An 18,040-nucleotide genomic window follows, 5' to 3' on the forward strand; every position below is an offset into this window, starting at 1 on the left:
TCGTTAACACAGGATATTGACGGACGGCCAGCAGGTGCTGCCGTTGTAAAACAGTCAGCGGATAAGGGGCTTTATCTGCTAAAATCAATTTGGAAAAAACTAGATTTTGTTGGGATGTCTATCAAAAGAAAAGCAGCACACTCATGCTTCCGAGTTTGGTTTTCAGGATTTTAAGGGCATGATGCAGATGGCTTTTCACGGTCTCCTCGGACAGGCCGAGTGCTTCGGCGATTTGCTGGCGGCTGTATCCGGAGTCGCGGCTCAGCTGGAAGACTTCGCGCATTTTTTTTGGCAGCTGGCTGATTTCTTTTTCGATGAGTGCGGCAAGTTCTTTGTGGCGCAGCAGGTGGTCGGTTTCCTCGGTATTTGGGTTTTGGCTCAAATAATCGTTAAAGGAATCGAGGTACCTGGCCGCTGTTTTGGCCTTGGCGTATTGATTGATGATGTGGTAACGCACGGCACTATACAGGTAGGCGCTGAGGTTGGTCTCGGGGTTCAGGCTTTCCCGGTTGTTCCAGAGGCTTAAGAAGATTTCGTGCAGGATATCCTCGGCGTCCTGGGGATCGGAAAGTCTTTTGGATGCAAATAGAAACAGCAGGTGTTTGTAGCGGTTGTAAAGCAAGGTATAGGCGGCCTCCTCTCCCTGGATGAGGAGGCTAAGGAGCTGCTGGTCTGCACTTTCGTTTGGGCTGTTCATTTGGTTATAGGGGTAAACATAGTGAAAATTGATAAAAGGTGTGAATAAATTTGGGGATTGGTGTTGAGGAAAATCATGGGGCTGGTGAAATGAAATTGGTACCTATGCCCTCTTCTGATGGCTAATCCTGCTCCGGCTTAAAACTAATTGATTTTTAACGCTAAGGAAAATCTTAAATACTTAACTTTAAGTATATTAAGCTTTGCTGTTTATTTTTAAATTAGCTACGATACTGGTTTGATTGTTAAGTCGCTTATTTTTTTCAGTTGATCCGATAAAATTCAGCAGCATACCCTTACCAGCACTTAACCTGCTTTAAGAATAAGATACCGCTAAAAATTTTGTTTTTTTATGGACGCTCCTCAAGACGCTTTAAAGGCACTGCCCTTTAGTACCGATCAATTGCTTAAGGCGGTTGATGAATCCTCACGGCGAAGCCGAAGCATTCTTTTACTGCTCACCTTCACCAGTTTTTTGGTGCTCATGGCTTTGATTAACTCTTTAAAGCCCAGCTTCAACTGGTTTAAATCCAAGATCGAGATTAAAAAAGATGTGGTGAATTATGTTATTCTGCCATCGGAGCTGATGTCGATGAATGAGAAGCAGCTTAGCAACAAAGAGAGCAAACCGGTAGCGAGCTTATCTGAGTTTATGATTCAGAATGAAAAGATTTATTATCCTGGCGCGGGATACTTGTCAAGAAGCGCGCTAAAAAATAAGCTTGACCGTTTATACCCTGTTCTTCGAAATTTCCGATTGCAGAATCCGGCAATGGCACCGGTGATTGCGGAAGACTGGACCGACCGGTATGACAAATACGTGGAAATTGGTAAAGCGCTCAACTACATCAAAGGGCATAATATTTACGAGCGGGAAGCCATCATGAATTCCTTGAGCAAATTTGAGGATGCGCAGATTGAACACATGGAGCTCATCAAGGTACCGATACTGGGTATCACCTTTCATACCAATTACCTTGGATTGTATAGTGGCCTGCTACTGACGATCTTACTGGTGATCTTTTATTTCAGTCTGTTCAGGGAGAAAATCAACCTAAAAATCACCTTCAAACGTGCCTGGACGGATGCAGGCTTTAAGAACCATCACTATTACCTGTATGAGTACGTGGCCATGCTGCAGGTATTGAGCATTCCAAAAAAACTTTTTAAGCAGGACGCCGAGCAGCGCGGATACCATAAAATTTACATGGCCTTTTCCAGGATAGCAAAGTACTTTCCGTTTGCAGTTTATTTCCTGGTGGTGGCCTATGATTTCTCCACGATTCAACTCGGCTTTGAAGATAATGTTTCAATGACGTTTCTGACCATACTTTTCAATGTAACTTTTTTTGTGCTGACGGGACTAATGACGAAAAAAGTTGCAAAGGAGTGGGACCGTCTTGATATTTTATGGAACAACCAAGCCTTTGAGTTTAATATTGAATTTATTTTCGAGGCCATCGGGGTGGAGGAAAAACAGGTACTGACCAAACTGTACCCCGCTAAAATCAGTCCGCTGGACCGGCAGTCGATCAAAAGGCTTTGGTATCAGGTGTTGAGTAAAGACTGGTCGGCTAAGCGTAAACGCAGAATTAGAGACGCGGAGGAAATATTGTCGGAGTTTATCAACCTCTCCCTGGGCAGGCATCTGGAAGCGATTGAAGGTTCTACGGATGAGGCCAAAGTGGAAGCGGCCTGGCGATTCTTTCAAGACTGGTTTAATTTAACGGGAAGAAAGAATGTGAGTTCCAGTTTCTTAAGTTCTTTTGCGGACATGGTGGATGAGATCAGGGCGAATGGTTTGTTGCCGGAACATATGGACTGATAATATACCTGACTGATGAATAAGGAATCATTGCCGGTTGAGCAGATTATCCAAACGCTTAAATTTATTCTGACTGCATAAAATAGTTAGACTGACCGAGTTGCTGGTTAAATTCGACTAGATTTAATCCTTAATCATTTACGATATGAAGCAATACAAGTTCTTCTCGGTGATTACCGGGTTATTTTGTGCCTGTCTGGTTATATCTAATATTCTGGATACCAAGTTTTTCCAGATTGGAAGTACCGCATTTCCTGCAGGCATCATACTTTTTCCAATTGTATATGTATTTGGAGACATTTTTACTGAGGTATACGGATATACACAAAGTCGGAAAGCAATATGGACAGGTTTTTTCTCCCTTTTGCTTTTGATCATTTCCCTGGAGATCACAAGAAGGCTTCCCTCGGCTGACTTCTGGCAGAACCAACAGGCTTACGATGTGATCCTGGGCAGGGTACCAAGAATAGCCATTGCTTCAATTGTTGCATACATCTGCGGCGAGTTTGTCAATTCGCTGACGATAGCCAAATTAAAAGTTAGACAACAGGGAAAATCGATGTCGGTTAGGTTTATCGCCTCTACCCTGGTTGGACAGGCCGTTGATACCTCCGTTTTCATCCTGATTGCTTTTTTGGGAATTATGCCATTAAGTGAGATGCTATCGGTATTTCTTTCCGCATGGCTATTTAAGGTCGGCTGGGAAGTGATTGCTTTACCGATAAGCATTCCATTCGTCAACTGGCTTAAGAAGGTGGAAAATGAAGACCATTTTGACACCAGAACGAACTTTAATCCTTTTAAACTTAGTTAAGTGAGGTTCCGCAATTCAATTCAGACGCTGGATGTCTATAATTTTAAAGAGACATTCTGTGAAGAAAACCAGATTATCTGTCATCACCTGCAGCACACGGTACAGAAATATATAAAATCGCCGATACTCGATGTTGGGGCCGGAATTGGGGATATATCCTTTAAGGCACTTGGAGATAAAAAGGTCATTATGATCGATGTAAACAAAATCAGCCGTCACGATTATCCCTGCCAGCCTGGACATGTCAGAAAACAGTGCGATTTTTTTGATTTCGAAAGTAAAGAGCAGATCAATACGGTTCTGATCAGCCATACCCTGCAGTTTATCGACGATTCCGTTGATTTACTAAATGAAAAAATAAGGGAAATTAATCCGGAAACGGTGATTCAGGTACTCAATACGAATGATGATTTCATGGGTGACCTTATGGAGTGGTGTAATCAGAACACAGAATCCTCAAATCCTGAAATCAAACTTGATGGCTTTCCAAGGAACTACACTTTAATAAAGACTGTTCCATTCACGGCGCTTTTACGCTGCCCTGATTTTATGGAACTCGCCAGGCAGGTATCGTATCTGATGCTCATCGAACTGGATAACGTAGCAAACAAATTAGTGCAGTTTTTGAAAAAATGTTAAACCAGCCTGAATTTACCATCAGCCAGGTTATAGAAATTTATAAAAGAAATGAAAGAAGATAATTTAGCAGCGCTTTTTAGCTTTATCGAAAATGATAAGGTTCGCGAAAAACTTATAGGCTCGGAACACCGTATCCGAAAATCCTTCAATGAACTTTTCAAAGGTTATGCCCTGAATGCCGAAGACGTCCTGAATGATGTTATTCATGTAAAAGATTATAACGGTTTGGTTAAAATGCAGAACATTACCTTTTATTCGATGTGCGAGCATCATTTCGCACCGTTTTTTGGCACTGTCGATATTTATTACCAGCCTGATGAGATTATTACCGGCCTGGGAAAACTGGTCAGATTAGCGAAAGAGGTACATGGGGCAAGACTGCAGATTCAGGAACTGATGACAAGGGATATCTGTCAGGATGTGATGCGCGTGCTGAAAGCTAAAGGTTGTTTTGTGCGTTCGAGTGCTCGCCACCTGTGCATCTGTTCTCGCGGGCCGAAGGATGACCTGGCGGAAACGGTATGTACCTACGGCGAAGGAACTCTTGAAAATTTTATTTGGAATAATCACTTATAATACAGTAAATTAGAGCCATGCGCTCCGACAATCCTCAACCATTTTCTTTTGAATCGATAGACGAATCCCGTATTCTAGTCGGTAATAATGCTGATAAAAGCCAAATCCAGAATTTCATTAAACACTACTTTGAACAAGTGAGTAGAAATGAGCTATTATTCTCCATTGTTGAAAGTACCTCACTGAATGATCTGAAGGAAATCGGGGAAACTTTGATTTATAGTCCTTTCTCTGATTCTGAGGAAATACAGATAATGAAAAATTATCGGCAAACAATAAATGAAATCGTCGAGATATTTGGCTCGAGTGTCGCTGAGCATCCTGCTTGGTATAAATATCGGACGCAATTATTACTTCACTCCAACCCGACTTCCGGATCTAAATCCAGGTCGATGAAATTCGCCGATGATGAAGAGTCATGGTGGACATTCTTTAAAGGCGAAGAAAAGAAACCTTCAAAGCGAGAAAGTTACAAAAGCCAGCCTGACTTTAAAACCTACCTTCACACCTATGCAGAAAAGCTTTACAAAAACCTGAAGCTACATGAATTTCCAAATATTTGCGTTATTGTCAAACCCATGGCATTGAAGCAGTCTGACATGGAGCGATCACCCAAGCCTATTGGAAATCTTTATCTATTGTTTTGTACACGAACGGCCCATCCAAAAGAGTTCTACGAAGATTTTCTGGTTAAGCTGTTTTATGTATGGATAAAGTGCAACTGGGAGATTTTGCTAAGAGAATATAAGTCAGAAATTCTGGCTACAAAGGTTTACTACCCGAGACTTCCTCCTAAAGAAATGGTGATCAACCGGGAGAAAGTTTTCACTAAACTTGGTTATCCTCTTTTGGAGGCTTACGATATGTATTTTAAGTATGCAGAAGAAAAGGAAATTGATATAGCGAAGAAGTATGACGAATTATTTACTGCGCTTTACGAATTCCTTTGTGAAGATGAGCATGCCATATCCAATGGATTGCCGAAAAATATAAGCAATCTCATCAGCCTCAAGCAAAATACAAAAAATGACGTTTACGGAAAATTCGAAGTGTTTAGCAATTTTAGGATGTTTGCTTTGATATGTAATAATATCTTCGGGATGAATTTCGCTAAAATCCACGTTCTTAGTGGCCTTGGAAATCCATCTGACGATTTACTTTATCGTAATTTAGAATGTGAGCTGCCTTCTGCTTATAACTATATGCAAACTGACCATAAACTTTTGGTCGGGAAGAAAAAATTAGCTTCAAAATCGGAATCCTTGCAGAAAAAAATTACTGAAGATGTGCTTAACAGTGTTTCTATTTTCGAAATCAACCAACTTCTTCGGTCTATTGATTTTTTTCCAGCGCAATGTCCCAAACATCTGGAAGGCACCGACACTAAATTAGATCAGCTTAAAGAACGTTTACAAAAAATAATAGATCATGCACTATAGCCAGCTGTAGGTATAGCAAAGGCTACCCCATTTCCTTTATAGCCCATCTGTGCACATTAATGTTAGCTAACTCTTGGCTGACCGTTCCTTCCGAAAACACATTTTCATCCTTTACGGAAAAACTTTTCGTAAAAGCCTGTCTGACTGAAAAATAAATTTCTTAGCAACACTTTTGTATCATACCAATCGCGGAATGGTACCTCCGTAGGCATTGGTGTTGTTTCCAGGCTTTAACGGCTTTGAGGTTTGGAAACAGGATCAGACAAAGCTTTCATTAACTAGAACCTAAACAATGAAAAGATTCCAAAAATTTTTAAACCGATTTAATGATGGTGCGTTATTAAAAGATAGCGTTGAGGGATTAATTGAATATGTAGTAAGTCAGGTAGCTGCATTACAGAACAGAGTTGTTCAACTTTCAAACACTGACGCCGCTGGAGACGTGATTCCGGCTTCACGTGCAGAACTGGATGCACTGAATGACGATCCGAGGAAGTTAAACACGATACCAGCACATGTGCATAAAGGTAATAAAGCGGAAAAAAGAAGATTTGTGTTCTTTGTAACGCTGATTATCCTTTGTGAAAGTGCACTGACGTTTTATGCATTAAGTTTGATGATTGCCAGAGGTGATAACGGTATGGGCTGGGTTGCTTTAAGAATAGCATTGGCTGGCCTTACCACTGCACTAAGCGTTTTGGCAGCGGAGGAATTCTTTAAAATCTATTTTAAGGAAAAAGAAAGCGAGCTATGCGAACAGTATGATATCAGCAACGGTAAGGTGAACAGCAGTATTTACCAACCAGGCCAGGTTAATGATGCGAAAATGCAGCAGCGTAAAAATCTGGAAAACGTGGAGAGAAGAATCTGGTTTATGCTGATGCTACTAGGGAATATGGTGATTGTACTTTTTGCTTTAATCCGCTCAAAAAGCATTGAAACCTCTGCATCAATCGTTCAGACCATTGCGCTGGTAATCCTATCGGCCATCCTGCCGGTTATCGGCGGCTTACTATATTCCAAGGTTAAATTGCTTTCGTTTCTGATCAGGGCTTATGTTGAACAGGGACGGTACCGTGAAAAAGTTAAGGGCTTGCGCAGGAAGTTAAATGAATTTCAACGGACGATTCCTAAAAAATATAATGACGTTTTATTCGAGGAATGTTCGAAGGTTTTTAAGAATATTAAGTTTTTTGAAGCACAGTTAAATGAAATCAACTTAAAAAACAAACTTCCTAAGGCCTCCCGTCACGGTATTGAGTTTATTGCTGACTTTAACCAGTTTTTAAGCCATATCGAGCATCATACCAGGTATTTGGTGATGATGGCCACCGATAATAGTAATAAAAAAGTTCGCAATGAATTTGAAAATACATCAAAACCTGAGGGCTTTTATCAATCCAGAACCACCGATACAGCAATGGCGGATGTAACCGAAGGAGCAGGCAAAGCTGATGTGGAAGATTTAGTGCAGCCGGCTAACCTCCATCCTGATACTGAAGAAGCCAGGGGGCATAAAACTACAGTTGTGAACGGTAAACCTAAAATTAACTTCAACAAAAACTAAGCAATATGAAAAGTATTAACCAATTCACGATCACCATAGCGATGCTAATGGTGATCGCTATGCTAACCCAGTGCAAGAATATTCCGACCAATATTCCGGAATTGTTTCAGGGTGAAAAAGATTATAGAAGAAACATCAATATTCTTTTTGATGTATCCAATTCAATCAGCGAGAAACAGCTTAACAGTTACATCACTGCGGTCGAGATTGCTTTTAAGAACCTTGGCGCCCGCGATAAATTATCAATCGGGGTAATTGATAAAGGTTCTTATTCGGATCCGGCTTCGGTGTTGAGGGTAGATCTGTTAAAGGTTAAAACCTATGACGATTTACCGTTTGGTTACAATAAAAAGGTTATTTCTGCAACTGATACTGCCTGGGCAGGCCCTCCGTTTCACCGCCCGGAGGAGATGATGGAGGCAAATGGAAAGGCCAGGATGGAAAAGCGTCTGGAACATTTCAAGGCCTATGCCCTGCCCCATATTCGCCCGATGCTGTTGCGCATGTTTGCCGAGCGCAAGCCATATGCCGATAGAAGCAATATTCTTTGGGCGATACGCAATGTGCAGTCGGATTTGGAAAAAGATGAAAGCAAACTGCTTTTGGATCATGATCTAAGGCCGCACAACTACCTGATTATCCTTTCCGATATGATCCAGACGGATGATGAGATTTCCTTTAATAAGCCTATGGGTATTCTCAGGGCAGATGCCGAGCAGTTGCTTAAACGTATAGCGGGCGCGAATCAGCTGCCAGCTTTGGGCGGTGCAAATGTCATCTGTCTGGGAAGGGCAACGAGCAGCATCATCAAAACGGAGGAAGGTGTACAGCGTGTAGCTGATTTTTGGACGGAATATTTTGGTTCCAAATACACCAACGGACGTTTGGTTGCCTACGAATCAACAGATAAGTCGGATAAGCTATCCGATTGGTTAAATGAATGGAGTGCTAACAAATAAGATAGGTTATGGAAAGATTTTTAAAATTAATGGCAATTGTTTTTAGGTTTTTGGTAAACAAGGTAGGCTTTGTGCTTCTTGTGGGATATGTCCTGGCAGTTTATCTTGGCGGCGTGCTGAAAGGCGCGCGCGCCTTTGATGTAAATTCGTTCAAAGCGTTCTCAAGTACTGGCGGGCTACAGGATGTACTTTTGGATTTTGTGCTGCTGGCCATGGTTTGCGCATTTATCTACGTGCTTTTAAGCCCCAAAGCATTTCGGAAGATCTTCAGTCCGACGGTGAATATGCTTGGCTTAATATTGCTTGCGATCATATTCTTTTTCACCCACCCGTTGGCGCTGCTGATATTAATTGGAATTGCATTATTGATTTATATCCTGAGCCTGATTTCCGGTTACGGCTATGTTTTTGAGTTAAGCGGAGACAGTGGCCCCTGGAAGGGGCGTTTTATGGAGGAGGGTGAAAATGCACCGCAACGGCCTGCGGGAAAAAGGTGGGGTAATTTTGGGCATTAGCAAACAGGGAAAAAATAATAATCAGGATTTCATTTCATTTAAGGGTGAGGGAAATGTGCTGGTGCTTGCTGCAGCGGGTAAGGGGAAAACCAGTTCCATTATGGCGAATGCTTTGGTGTATAATGGCTCTAGTGTATTTAATGACCCGAAAGGAGAAATCACTTTGAGAAGCGTATTTTCCAGGGCCAACTCGCTGGATCAGGAAATTGCGATCATTGACCCCTTTGGGGAATGTTTGAAGCAGGTTAAGGCGAAACTTGCACGCATTGATCGGCACATCAAAAAACTTTCGGCCACAAATGCTTCAGCTGAGGTGTTGAAAGAACTGGTGCAGGCCCGTAAATTTTATGAGGAGCTTTTGCCATGCATTGATGCCCAGGATGGCAGTATGATTAAGGGCATCAACCCGATGCAGTACATCACCGCGCTTTTCTTGGATGGAAAATATGATGAAATTTATGCGGAGGCCAATATTCTGGCGGAATCGCTGGTGCTGAAAACCGACGGACAATCTGAACACTGGGACGAGCGCAGCCGTATGATTATCCGCAACGCGATATTGTTCGTGACTTTTTCGGAGGCATTTGAAGAGGGGCCGAAAGATCTTGTTACCGTTCGAAACTTTATCCTGAAGACATTTAGTTCGCCTGAATTATTGGATACGATGATGGCGCAGTGTTCAACCTCGATTTATTCGGAATACCTGGAGCAGATCATCAGTGAATTTACCCTGATCGGCGGGGAGGAATTGAATGGCATTTTATCGACAACCTTAAAGCATACCGAATTTCTGGACGATCCTTTTGTTAAGAAATCAGTTTCGAGGACGGATTGCGATTTAAGTAAGTTAAAGCACGAAAAGATGACGGTTTATCTGGTGCTTCCACTGAATAAAACGGCCGCCTATGGCCGGCTTTCGAGATTATGGGTATCTGCTATTCTGCAGAGTCTGACCAAGGATTTATTTGAGCCTGAAGAAAGGGTGTTGGTGGTTCTGGATGAGTGTGCGAGTTTAGGTAAGGTGGATTTGATTGAAAAAGGGGTAAGTTATTTAAGGCAGTTCGGGGTTAACCTTTATCTGGTTTTCCAAGATCTGGCGCAGATCAAAGATATTTATGGCAACCGCTGGGAAACCCTTGCCACGAACTGCAGGTTTAAGCAGTATTTAGGGGTTTCTGATCAGTCGACAGCAGAACTTTTAAGTAAAGAAACCGGGCAAAAAACGCTGATTACCAAGGGCAGCAATGTGTCGGAAAGCAGCAGCCGCGGCGGTGGTACCAATAGCACCAGTAAAAGCCAGGGTTATAGCACCAATGTACAGGCCGAGCCGGTGATGCGGCCTGATGAGCTTAGGCGCTCAACATTTCAATACATCATTCCGGATGAGGGCTTCCCGATCGAAGCCGCCCGCCTGCAGTATTTCAATGACAGCTATTTAAAAGCGCAGCTGCCTTTCAGCTTAGGCGCGGATTATAAGGACATTTAATCAAAAGGCTATGGAATTATTTTCATTAATAAAGGAATATGCCCGTTTGAGGAAGGAGCATGTGAAGTTAAACAAGCAGCAGGCTATCGTAGATAAGCAGTTAAATAATAGTGTTAAGCAGGGCCTTTCTCCCGAACGGATTAAGGAACTGGAGAAACAGAAAGAGCTGAATGCAAAACTGATAAAGAGCCAGTCGGCGAAACTGGAGGCCTCCAAAGCAGCCTGTAAGCGTGAAATGACGCAGGCGGGACTGAAAACAGTGGATGCAGTGCAGGAATTTGCCAGGCAGGGTACTTTTATACATGCGATGCTTACCGGCAGCCCGGATACGGCAAAGGTGATGCAGGAATTTCTGGAGGCAAGGGAGGTGAAAGAGAGTTTTCTTGCGGAGGAACAGAACAATCAATATGTTAAGGGTATAAAAGCGCAGCTGGCTAACCGCAAACCGGGGCTGTCTGGTAGCGGCCGCCCGGTGGAGAAGGATCAAAAAAAGCAGATGCTGGATGAGAAGACGCTTGCGGAGATTAAAAGGAAAGAGGAAGAACGAAGGATGCGGGAACAGCAGCAAAATTTGGGCAGGAAGCGGTAGCTGTACTGGTTTTCGGGGCTGGCCAATCAAAAATACCGCATAGCTACCTTAAGTAAACCTGCAAGTTAAAATTGGTGAAGCGCAGTGATGGATATGGGCTGTAATTCAGAAAAAATGTTTTACAGCCTATTGTTGATATGCTGCAATTTACCTGCAGTTCATTTCGTTAAATTTAAGGTCTGCGTGAGTTCCATCCTCCAGTATTCCTGATCTGCGACCGTAGATTATGTAGCCAACGAAACCAAAAGATACGTTGGGATAAATCTGCGGTTAATAGATAATTAAGACGGGTGGAAAACAAAGTTTATATATCAAGGAAAAAAATGGTCGGAACCATCTTTTGATATTTTTTTTGTACGAATTTCAGTTCGTAACCAAGATGGTCGAAGGTCAAGGAATCAGAAATTTACGATTTGCCGAATGTGCTTCAATAGTAGTATTTTTTTCGAAGCGAACCATTTCCCCAATGATAACCTTGGTGGTAATATTTACACTTTCAGTTTTTTCTACGGGCGTCCAGTTCAGGCGTATACCTTTCGATAACCTACTGCGAGACTGCCCCGTTTGATCAAAAGTTTTCATATAATTCCTTATTGTACTACAATGATACGATTTTAACAAAATTAAATACGTTTTATTTTATTCTCTTTTAGTGGGATATCTTTAGACTCTGAATAGATCGACCCTGGCCTTAAGCTCAGTTAAAATTCGGATTCACTTCAAATGAACGCTGAGTTCGATCAGACAACGTCATTGAGATCTATAGATCATGCGTAAATTTATTTTGGTTTTCAGGCTAACCCTGCTGTATGGATTTAGAGGAAACAATATGATCATGAATTCAGCACATTTAAACCTCGCCTTAACAATACTGAAAATTAGCCAACTACACAACTTTAGATGTCATCTCAGCACATTTTCCAGCTGGAGCGAGTTGCCCACTTTTGGAATAATCCCCGTGCTGGATGGAGAAATCACTCCGGCGGAGCACCGGAAGGTCAAAGAAGAGGTGGGTTCGACAGTTGTAAGCTTGGAGTCTCACTTAAGATCCCTGAACGTACAGAAATCAACACCAAATCAGGTCAAAAACCTTGCTGAGAAAGCGGTAAGGCTACTTTGCGAACTTGATAAACTTTTTGAGATATGTAATATTGAGGCAAAAAGGCTCTTAATTGGCACTTTTTTTCCCAGAAAAGTTGACTTTTTCTGAAGGGAGATGTCGAACCCTGAAAGTCAACAGAGTGGCCGAACTTATTTACCTGAAAAACAAAGAGTTACGAGCAAAAAAAGCGGCCAAAAACCTCTTGAAAAGCCTTTGACCGCTTGGGGGTGGCTGATGGGGCTCGAACCCACGACCCTCGGCACCACAAACCAATACTCTAACCAACTGAGCTACAGCCACCGTGTTTTTTGATGTCACAAAAGTACGACTTTTAACATTCCCTGCAAATATTTTTTTCAATGTTTTTACAACAAATTTTTAATTCCTTAACATTCAATTATTTGAAATTGAAAAAAAATTCAGCAACAGATAAAATAGGCACTTTTTAAACCTAAAAACATAACTTTACTGCGTTTATGATCGAAATTTATACAGACGGAGCAGCTAGTGGAAACCCTGGGCCAGGTGGTTGGGGTACCATTTTAAGGGCAGGACAACACTACAAAGAATTGAGTGGTGGTTTTAGAATGACTACGAATAACCGCATGGAGTTATTGGCTGTAATAAAGGGATTAGAGGCATTAAAAAGTTTGAACCAACAGGTCACCGTTTATTCGGATTCGAAATATGTAGTAGATGCCGTTGAAAAAAATGGGTTTTCGGCTGGGTGAAAAAAGGTTTTAAAGACAAGAAAAACAAAGACCTCTGGTTGAGGTTCCTTGAACTATATAAACTTCACAAAGTAAAATTCATCTGGATTAAAGGCCACAACGATCACCCGGAGAATGAGCGTTGCGACCGTTTAGCTGTTTTTGCTTCACAAGACAAGCAAAATCTGGCTATAGATACTTTTTTTGAAGCAGAAAGAAATAAAACAACTTTGCTTTAATCCAATCCACCGATAACATTTAAACCTTCCAGTTTAGCATCTACATTGTTTTCGATAGAGATCGGTTTTGCCGTATATAGCAACATCATTTCTTCGGCTTTTTCGACCATTTTTTTGATCCGATAAAAATCGGCACCCTTTGATGCAATTCAGTTGGGTTAATATCGAGTATACGTTCAAAACCTGTACTGGCTTTACCTCCTGCCTGTTCAATAATAAAAGCCATCGGGTTACATTCATACAACAACCTTAATTTTCCGTTAGGCGAACGTGAGGTTGTGGGGTAAATATAAATTCCTCCTTTTATTAAATTCCGGTGGATATCGCCAACCATGGAACCAATATAACGCGATGTATAAGGGCGTTTAGTTGCCTCATCCTCTACCTGGCAGTATTTGATATATTTTTTTACGCCATCGGGAAAATGCACATAATTCCCTTCATTTACAGAATATAAATAGCCCGTTTCGGGTATTTTCATTTGAGGATGCGAAAGACAGAATTCACCGATTGATGGATCAAGTGTAAATCCATTTACCCCTTTTCCGGTCGTGTACACCAGCATGGTTGATGAGCCGTAAATAATGTAACCCGCAGCAACCTGTTGTGTACCTTTTTGCAATACATCTTCCAAACTGGCTCTCCCCTCAAGGGATTTCCTTCTGTAAATAGAAAAAATAGTACCAACTGCAACATTCACATCCGTGTTTGAAGAACCATCCAAAGGATCAATGCAAACAATATATTTGGCATTCTGAGAAACCGGCGATTCGATATGAATGATCTCATCTTCCTCTTCAGTTGCCACGATACAGCATTCACCACCACTGGTTAGTGCGGCAATAAACTGCTCATCAGCATAAACATCTAATTTTTTCTGTTCTTCTCCCTGAATATTCGTAGTGCCCATATCGCCAAGAATATCAACCAAACCTGCCTTATTAATTTCGCGGTTTACGATTTTTGCGGCAATGCCAATATCTCTTAGCAGCCTGGAGAGTTCACCTTTGGCATAAGGAAAATCTGCCTGTTTTTCTATAATAAATTGTCCTAGTGTTTTAACGCCACAAACCATACTTAGTGTAAATTTTACATTATCTACCTGATAACTCTATGACCTCTAAGGTATGAATATTTTCATCAGTAATGCAAAATCTAATCAGGGTTCTCACCTTGTGCCAACCATGTTTTCCGGCTGCACCGGGGTTTATATGCAAACATTTAATCTTTTCATCGAACATTACTTTCAAAATATGCGAATGCCCGGTAATGAATAATTTAGGAGGGTTAGTGTATATTTCTGGTTTTACAAAAGATGAATACCTACCCGGGTATCCGCCTATGTGGGTCATCCAAACATCAACCGCTTCGCAGCTAAATCGATTTTGTTCTGGAAAGGCTGATCTAATCGCTCCATCATCGATATTTCCGAACACCCCACGCAAAGGCTTAAAAGCAGCTAAAGGTGCTGCAACATTGGGACCAAAATCTCCCGCATGCCATATTTCATCCACCCCATCAAAGTGCTTAAAAACGGCATCATCTAAAAAACCATGGGTATCAGAAATTAATCCTATTTTTTTCATTTTGTAAAGTTAATATCCGCTGCGTTTTACACCTTTATTTACGGGTAAATTATTTTTGCCCCTTTTTAAAACAGCTATAAAAGAGATGCTTTTTAGCTTAAGCGGCAACAAATCCCAACGAATCATCCTTTTTTTAATTATAGGATATTATCATAGACACAGCTCCAAATCAGGACTGATAATGGGGCTGTCTTCTAATTTTGCCTTACCTGTTTAAATGTCCCGTTAGGTTGTATAAACGAAACGGACGAAGCTTTTGATACCCCCTCTTTTTTCTCGAATTTTAAACTAAAGCCTTTTAAATTTTTAAAATTAAAAGTATCGTTTCCTACTGATATGGTTTCATATTCTGGCTGACCGGGTACTGAAACAAACAAAATTTTGCCTTTTAAATATACCTTAGCCATCCCCTTTTCTCCGTAAGTACCCGTATAACTTTCTAAGTCCGCAGCACTCAACTCAACAGTTCTTGGTTTGTATGTAAAAATGGCAGGTTTCATTCCCCGCTCAAGCGGAATACTGATTCCTTCAATTTTGCCGTCCTGTCCGCTGATAAAATTAAAACGCAGATCACTTTCTGCCGTATCAATCTTCCCTTTTTTATCGATACCGCTGATGCTGAACACATCATAATGATAGTGCCTAAGCAAAAGTTTCTCTTTTCCCATCATAGCAAAAAGCGAATCGTTTTTAAACGATACATTGATCACACCATAAGCAGGGTTATCAAACAGGCCATCGTAATCTTTTAAAGGATGTGAAGGTTTGGTATTTAGAACATGGGGATTTTCAGCTGTTTTTTTTGCTGCCTTTTCTCTTTCTTTCGCCTCTTTTTTTGCTTTAATCGCTCTACCATTCCAGTCGATATTTTTCAGTTCCAATACCCTGTCGGCAATGCTGCTGTAAACAATTTTAGGAACATTAGAAGTATTCTGATTGGTTAGAACCACAATACCTATTTTATCCGTAGGAAAAAAGGACACACTTGCAGAAAAACCATTGATGTTGCCCCCATGCTCTACCATATAATGCCCACGGTACGAACTGATCATCCAGCCAAAGCCATAGGTAGATAGGTAAATATCCTTATCCGCTTCGGGTAAACCAGCCCCCATTACCATCTGAGAGCTTGCAGCCTCTCTTATATAAGAAGTGGGTAAAATCTCTTTTCCTTTAAAAGATCCCCCGTTGATCCACACTTTTAACCAGTGCGTCATATCGTTTACACTGCTATTGATGCTTCCGGCTGGCCCCATTCCGTCAATATTAAAATAATCGATTTTTTCGATTGCGCCTTTATCGTTTATGGTATAAGGTAAAGAAGCATCATGATCCTTTTCAAATTCAAAAATATTGGTGTTTGAACGGTTCATCTCCAGTGGACCAAAAAACTTTTCTTTAATATTCTGCTCCCAGGTTTTTCCGGTCAGTTTCTCGACAATCATACCCTGCGCCAAAAACATAAAGTTATTGTACTGCCATTTCTCACGCACGGCAGCAGTTGGCTCCATGTAACGCACCCTCTGTATGATGCTATCGCGGTTGGAAGTATTAAAAATAAACCAGGATAAATCATAACGCGATAAACCGGTGCGGTGGCACATCATATCGCGCACGGTAATCTGGCTGTTCATATTATCATTATAAAACTTTAACTGCGGCAAATAAGAGGTGGCAATGCCATCATAAGAAAGCTTTCCTTCTTTTTGCTGCAAACCAATGAGTGCGGAGGTAAATGATTTAGTGCTGGAACCTATAGCAAAAAGTGTATTCGGCGTAACTGGTTTTTTGTTTTCGACATCGCGGTAACCAAAACCTTTACTATAAATGACCTGATCGCCTTTTACTACGGCTACCGCAAAACCAGCTACTTGCTGATCCTTCAAGATCCTGTTCAGCAAAGTATCAATCCCGGCTAAAGGATCGCCAGTTTTTTGTTTTTTGGATTGAGCAAGAGAAGATAGTGCCATGAAGCACAGCAAGAATACATTTAGAATACGTTTCATTTTAATTTAGGTGAGATTATGCCTCCTAAATTACAAATGATAATGAGATAAAAAGAATTATATCAGATGAGACATAAAATCGACTCTAATAAGCCAGGAAAAAGTCTTTCAATAAAAGCTTGTATTCTTGGGTATGTTCCTTTAAAGATTGATAAATATTAAAATCACTTTCTTTTAAAAGCGCTTCGCCTCTTTTCAAACAGATAATTTGCCTGAAAGTAGGTTTATTTTCATCAGAATGAATATTGATCCGTTCAGCAAGCGATAAATCATAGTGAGATGCGATCGCAATCGCTTCATTCGCCTGTTTAACCGGTAAAATAAGCCAGATCTGCCCATCATCAGCCAAAAGTGAGTTAGATTTTTCAACTAATAAACTAAAAAATCTTCATTTGCATGCCGGGCGATGCCTTTTCTAAATTCCTCATTCTTTAAATCATTCACAAAAAAAGGCGGATTAGATACGATCAGGTCAAATTTTTCATTCGTATTATATTTTTCAATTGCAACATGGTTAATATTCAGGCGCTCACTGAAAACTGATAACCGGAAGTTTTTGCTCGCAGTTTCAGCAGCCAGTTGATCAATCTCCACTGCCTCTATAAATGCATCAGGAAAACGTTGCGCCAGCATTAAAGCAATTACGCCTGTTCCTGTGCCAATATCCAGGATTCTTTTTGGCGAAGGATGCGAAACTGTTGCACCAAGCAATACGCCATCTGTATTAATCTTCATGGCACAGCCTGTTTGATCGACATCGAACTGTTTAAACTTAAAAATGCTCATCTTAAATTTCGTACAATTCTAAAGGCAAACCATCCGGATCAGCAAAAAAAGTAAACCTTTTATCGGTAAATTCATCAACGCGGATCGGCTCCGTTACAATTCCCTGTTCATTTAATCTAGCAATTTCTTTCTCAATATCCGTTACCTCAAAAGCCAGATGACGCAAGCCTTGTGCTTCTGGCCGTGATGGCCTTGCAGGTGGGTTTTCGAACGAAAAAAGTTCGATCTGATACACACCATTTACCGCCAGATCGAGTTTATACGATTTCCTTTCCGCACGGTAAACCTCGGCCAAAACCGTAAAACCCAATTTATTTACATAAAAATCTTTCGATTTTTCGTAATCAGAACAGATAATGGCAATGTGGTGGATTCGAAGCATAAAAATTAATGATTGAATGGCAAAATGATTGAATGAGTGAATTAACCGGACAAAGTTGCAAAATATCCCCCTCAATTAATCAAATTATCTCCAGGCTTTCATCATTTCGCCTCCTGCCATTCAT

General features: G+C 41.1%; 18 protein-coding genes, 1 tRNA gene and 2 pseudogenes. 12 read left to right on the plus strand and 9 right to left on the minus strand.

The window, feature by feature from the left end; all coding sequences use genetic code 11:
* Positions 1-121: 121 nt before the first annotated feature.
* Positions 122-697: an RNA polymerase sigma factor gene (locus ACQ86H_RS17795; protein ID WP_431291973.1), complete on the minus strand. Its 576-nt coding sequence runs from the start codon at positions 695-697 to the stop codon at positions 122-124.
* Positions 698-1,048: 351 nt separating this feature from the next.
* Here ACQ86H_RS17795 and ACQ86H_RS17800 point away from each other — a divergent pair, with 351 nt between their 5' ends.
* The 10 genes from ACQ86H_RS17800 to ACQ86H_RS17845 all read left to right on the plus strand — a co-directional run bounded on the left by ACQ86H_RS17800 (position 1,049) and on the right by ACQ86H_RS17845 (position 11,105).
* Positions 1,049-2,521 (plus strand): hypothetical protein, encoded by a 1,473-nt coding sequence (locus ACQ86H_RS17800; RefSeq protein WP_431291974.1) that lies wholly within the window; start codon positions 1,049-1,051, stop codon positions 2,519-2,521.
* Positions 2,522-2,666: 145 nt separating this feature from the next.
* The gene (locus ACQ86H_RS17805) at positions 2,667-3,335 is read left to right on the plus strand and encodes a queuosine precursor transporter (protein ID WP_431291975.1); all 669 of its coding nucleotides are present in this window, start codon (positions 2,667-2,669) and stop codon (positions 3,333-3,335) included.
* A complete protein-coding gene (locus tag ACQ86H_RS17810) occupies positions 3,336-3,974 on the plus strand; it encodes a hypothetical protein (protein WP_431291976.1) in 639 nt (212 codons plus the stop codon).
* Between the two features lie 48 nt (positions 3,975-4,022).
* Positions 4,023-4,550, plus strand: coding sequence for a GTP cyclohydrolase I (gene folE / locus ACQ86H_RS17815; RefSeq protein ID WP_431291977.1), 528 nt, complete (start codon positions 4,023-4,025; stop codon positions 4,548-4,550).
* Positions 4,551-4,567: 17 nt separating this feature from the next.
* The gene (locus tag ACQ86H_RS17820; protein WP_431291978.1) at positions 4,568-5,989 is read left to right on the plus strand and encodes a hypothetical protein; all 1,422 of its coding nucleotides are present in this window, start codon (positions 4,568-4,570) and stop codon (positions 5,987-5,989) included.
* A gap of 292 nt (positions 5,990-6,281) precedes the next feature.
* Positions 6,282-7,556: a hypothetical protein gene (locus ACQ86H_RS17825; RefSeq protein WP_431291979.1), complete on the plus strand. Its 1,275-nt coding sequence runs from the start codon at positions 6,282-6,284 to the stop codon at positions 7,554-7,556.
* Positions 7,557-7,561: 5 nt separating this feature from the next.
* Positions 7,562-8,515: a hypothetical protein gene (locus ACQ86H_RS17830; RefSeq protein ID WP_431291980.1), complete on the plus strand. Its 954-nt coding sequence runs from the start codon at positions 7,562-7,564 to the stop codon at positions 8,513-8,515.
* An 8-nt stretch (positions 8,516-8,523) separates the two neighbouring features.
* A complete protein-coding gene (locus ACQ86H_RS17835) occupies positions 8,524-9,030 on the plus strand; it encodes a hypothetical protein (protein ID WP_431291981.1) in 507 nt (168 codons plus the stop codon).
* Positions 8,981-10,516 carry a type IV secretory system conjugative DNA transfer family protein gene (locus tag ACQ86H_RS17840; protein ID WP_431291982.1) on the plus strand — a complete coding sequence of 512 codons (1,536 nt, stop codon included), beginning with the start codon at positions 8,981-8,983 and terminating at the stop codon, positions 10,514-10,516. Before ACQ86H_RS17835 ends, ACQ86H_RS17840 begins: the two co-directional genes overlap by 50 nt.
* A gap of 10 nt (positions 10,517-10,526) precedes the next feature.
* Positions 10,527-11,105 carry a hypothetical protein gene (locus ACQ86H_RS17845; RefSeq protein WP_431291983.1) on the plus strand — a complete coding sequence of 193 codons (579 nt, stop codon included), beginning with the start codon at positions 10,527-10,529 and terminating at the stop codon, positions 11,103-11,105.
* 390 nt (positions 11,106-11,495) lie between these two features.
* Here the strand turns inward: ACQ86H_RS17845 and ACQ86H_RS17850 are convergent, their stop codons facing one another.
* Positions 11,496-11,687, minus strand: a complete 192-nt coding sequence (locus ACQ86H_RS17850) for a hypothetical protein (protein ID WP_431291984.1) — start codon at positions 11,685-11,687, stop codon at positions 11,496-11,498.
* Between the two features lie 187 nt (positions 11,688-11,874).
* On the opposite strand from ACQ86H_RS17850, the gene ACQ86H_RS17855 reads away from it, so the two are divergent.
* Complete coding sequence (locus tag ACQ86H_RS17855; protein ID WP_431291985.1) at positions 11,875-12,315, plus strand: hypothetical protein; 441 nt, start codon at positions 11,875-11,877, stop codon at positions 12,313-12,315.
* A gap of 118 nt (positions 12,316-12,433) precedes the next feature.
* Here the strand turns inward: ACQ86H_RS17855 and ACQ86H_RS17860 are convergent.
* Positions 12,434-12,507, minus strand: a tRNA-His gene (locus tag ACQ86H_RS17860).
* Positions 12,508-12,683: 176 nt separating this feature from the next.
* Here ACQ86H_RS17860 and rnhA point away from each other — a divergent pair.
* Positions 12,684-13,156: pseudogene (gene rnhA / locus ACQ86H_RS17865) on the plus strand (ribonuclease HI).
* On the opposite strand, the pseudogene fbp reads toward rnhA, so the two are convergent.
* The 6 genes and pseudogenes from fbp to gloA2 form a co-directional block, all read right to left on the minus strand.
* Positions 13,153-14,231, minus strand: a pseudogene (gene fbp / locus ACQ86H_RS17870) (class 1 fructose-bisphosphatase). The pseudogenes rnhA and fbp overlap by 4 nt on opposite strands.
* A gap of 19 nt (positions 14,232-14,250) precedes the next feature.
* Positions 14,251-14,742: a metallophosphoesterase family protein gene (locus ACQ86H_RS17875; RefSeq protein ID WP_431291986.1), complete on the minus strand. Its 492-nt coding sequence runs from the start codon at positions 14,740-14,742 to the stop codon at positions 14,251-14,253.
* 194 nt (positions 14,743-14,936) lie between these two features.
* The gene (locus ACQ86H_RS17880) at positions 14,937-16,748 is read right to left on the minus strand and encodes a serine hydrolase (RefSeq protein WP_431291987.1); all 1,812 of its coding nucleotides are present in this window, start codon (positions 16,746-16,748) and stop codon (positions 14,937-14,939) included.
* An 85-nt stretch (positions 16,749-16,833) separates the two neighbouring features.
* Complete coding sequence (locus ACQ86H_RS17885) at positions 16,834-17,097, minus strand: hypothetical protein (RefSeq protein ID WP_431291988.1); 264 nt, start codon at positions 17,095-17,097, stop codon at positions 16,834-16,836.
* A gap of 20 nt (positions 17,098-17,117) precedes the next feature.
* Complete coding sequence (locus tag ACQ86H_RS17890; RefSeq protein ID WP_431291989.1) at positions 17,118-17,483, minus strand: tRNA1(Val) (adenine(37)-N6)-methyltransferase; 366 nt, start codon at positions 17,481-17,483, stop codon at positions 17,118-17,120.
* A 52-nt stretch (positions 17,484-17,535) separates the two neighbouring features.
* The gene (gene gloA2, locus ACQ86H_RS17895; protein WP_431291990.1) at positions 17,536-17,916 is read right to left on the minus strand and encodes an SMU1112c/YaeR family gloxylase I-like metalloprotein; all 381 of its coding nucleotides are present in this window, start codon (positions 17,914-17,916) and stop codon (positions 17,536-17,538) included.
* Between the last annotated feature and the right edge of the window lie 124 nt (positions 17,917-18,040).

This window comes from Pedobacter sp. P26, from assembly GCF_050632135.1.
Classification (GTDB): domain Bacteria; phylum Bacteroidota; class Bacteroidia; order Sphingobacteriales; family Sphingobacteriaceae; genus Pedobacter.

Coding starts and splice junctions, on each gene's coding strand:
- ACQ86H_RS17795 (WP_431291973.1), bottom strand. CDS start 697: ATGAACAGCCCAAACGAAAGTGCAGACCAGCAGCTCCTTAGCCTCCTC.
- ACQ86H_RS17800 (WP_431291974.1), top strand. CDS start 1,049: ATGGACGCTCCTCAAGACGCTTTAAAGGCACTGCCCTTTAGTACCGAT.
- ACQ86H_RS17805 (WP_431291975.1), top strand. CDS start 2,667: ATGAAGCAATACAAGTTCTTCTCGGTGATTACCGGGTTATTTTGTGCC.
- folE (WP_431291977.1), top strand. CDS start 4,023: ATGAAAGAAGATAATTTAGCAGCGCTTTTTAGCTTTATCGAAAATGAT.
- ACQ86H_RS17820 (WP_431291978.1), top strand. CDS start 4,568: ATGCGCTCCGACAATCCTCAACCATTTTCTTTTGAATCGATAGACGAA.
- ACQ86H_RS17825 (WP_431291979.1), top strand. CDS start 6,282: ATGAAAAGATTCCAAAAATTTTTAAACCGATTTAATGATGGTGCGTTA.
- ACQ86H_RS17830 (WP_431291980.1), top strand. CDS start 7,562: ATGAAAAGTATTAACCAATTCACGATCACCATAGCGATGCTAATGGTG.
- ACQ86H_RS17835 (WP_431291981.1), top strand. CDS start 8,524: ATGGAAAGATTTTTAAAATTAATGGCAATTGTTTTTAGGTTTTTGGTA.
- ACQ86H_RS17840 (WP_431291982.1), top strand. CDS start 8,981: ATGCACCGCAACGGCCTGCGGGAAAAAGGTGGGGTAATTTTGGGCATT.
- ACQ86H_RS17845 (WP_431291983.1), top strand. CDS start 10,527: ATGGAATTATTTTCATTAATAAAGGAATATGCCCGTTTGAGGAAGGAG.
- ACQ86H_RS17850 (WP_431291984.1), bottom strand. CDS start 11,687: ATGAAAACTTTTGATCAAACGGGGCAGTCTCGCAGTAGGTTATCGAAA.
- ACQ86H_RS17855 (WP_431291985.1), top strand. CDS start 11,875: ATGCGTAAATTTATTTTGGTTTTCAGGCTAACCCTGCTGTATGGATTT.
- ACQ86H_RS17875 (WP_431291986.1), bottom strand. CDS start 14,742: ATGAAAAAAATAGGATTAATTTCTGATACCCATGGTTTTTTAGATGAT.
- ACQ86H_RS17880 (WP_431291987.1), bottom strand. CDS start 16,748: ATGAAACGTATTCTAAATGTATTCTTGCTGTGCTTCATGGCACTATCT.
- ACQ86H_RS17890 (WP_431291989.1), bottom strand. CDS start 17,483: ATGAAGATTAATACAGATGGCGTATTGCTTGGTGCAACAGTTTCGCAT.
- gloA2 (WP_431291990.1), bottom strand. CDS start 17,916: ATGCTTCGAATCCACCACATTGCCATTATCTGTTCTGATTACGAAAAA.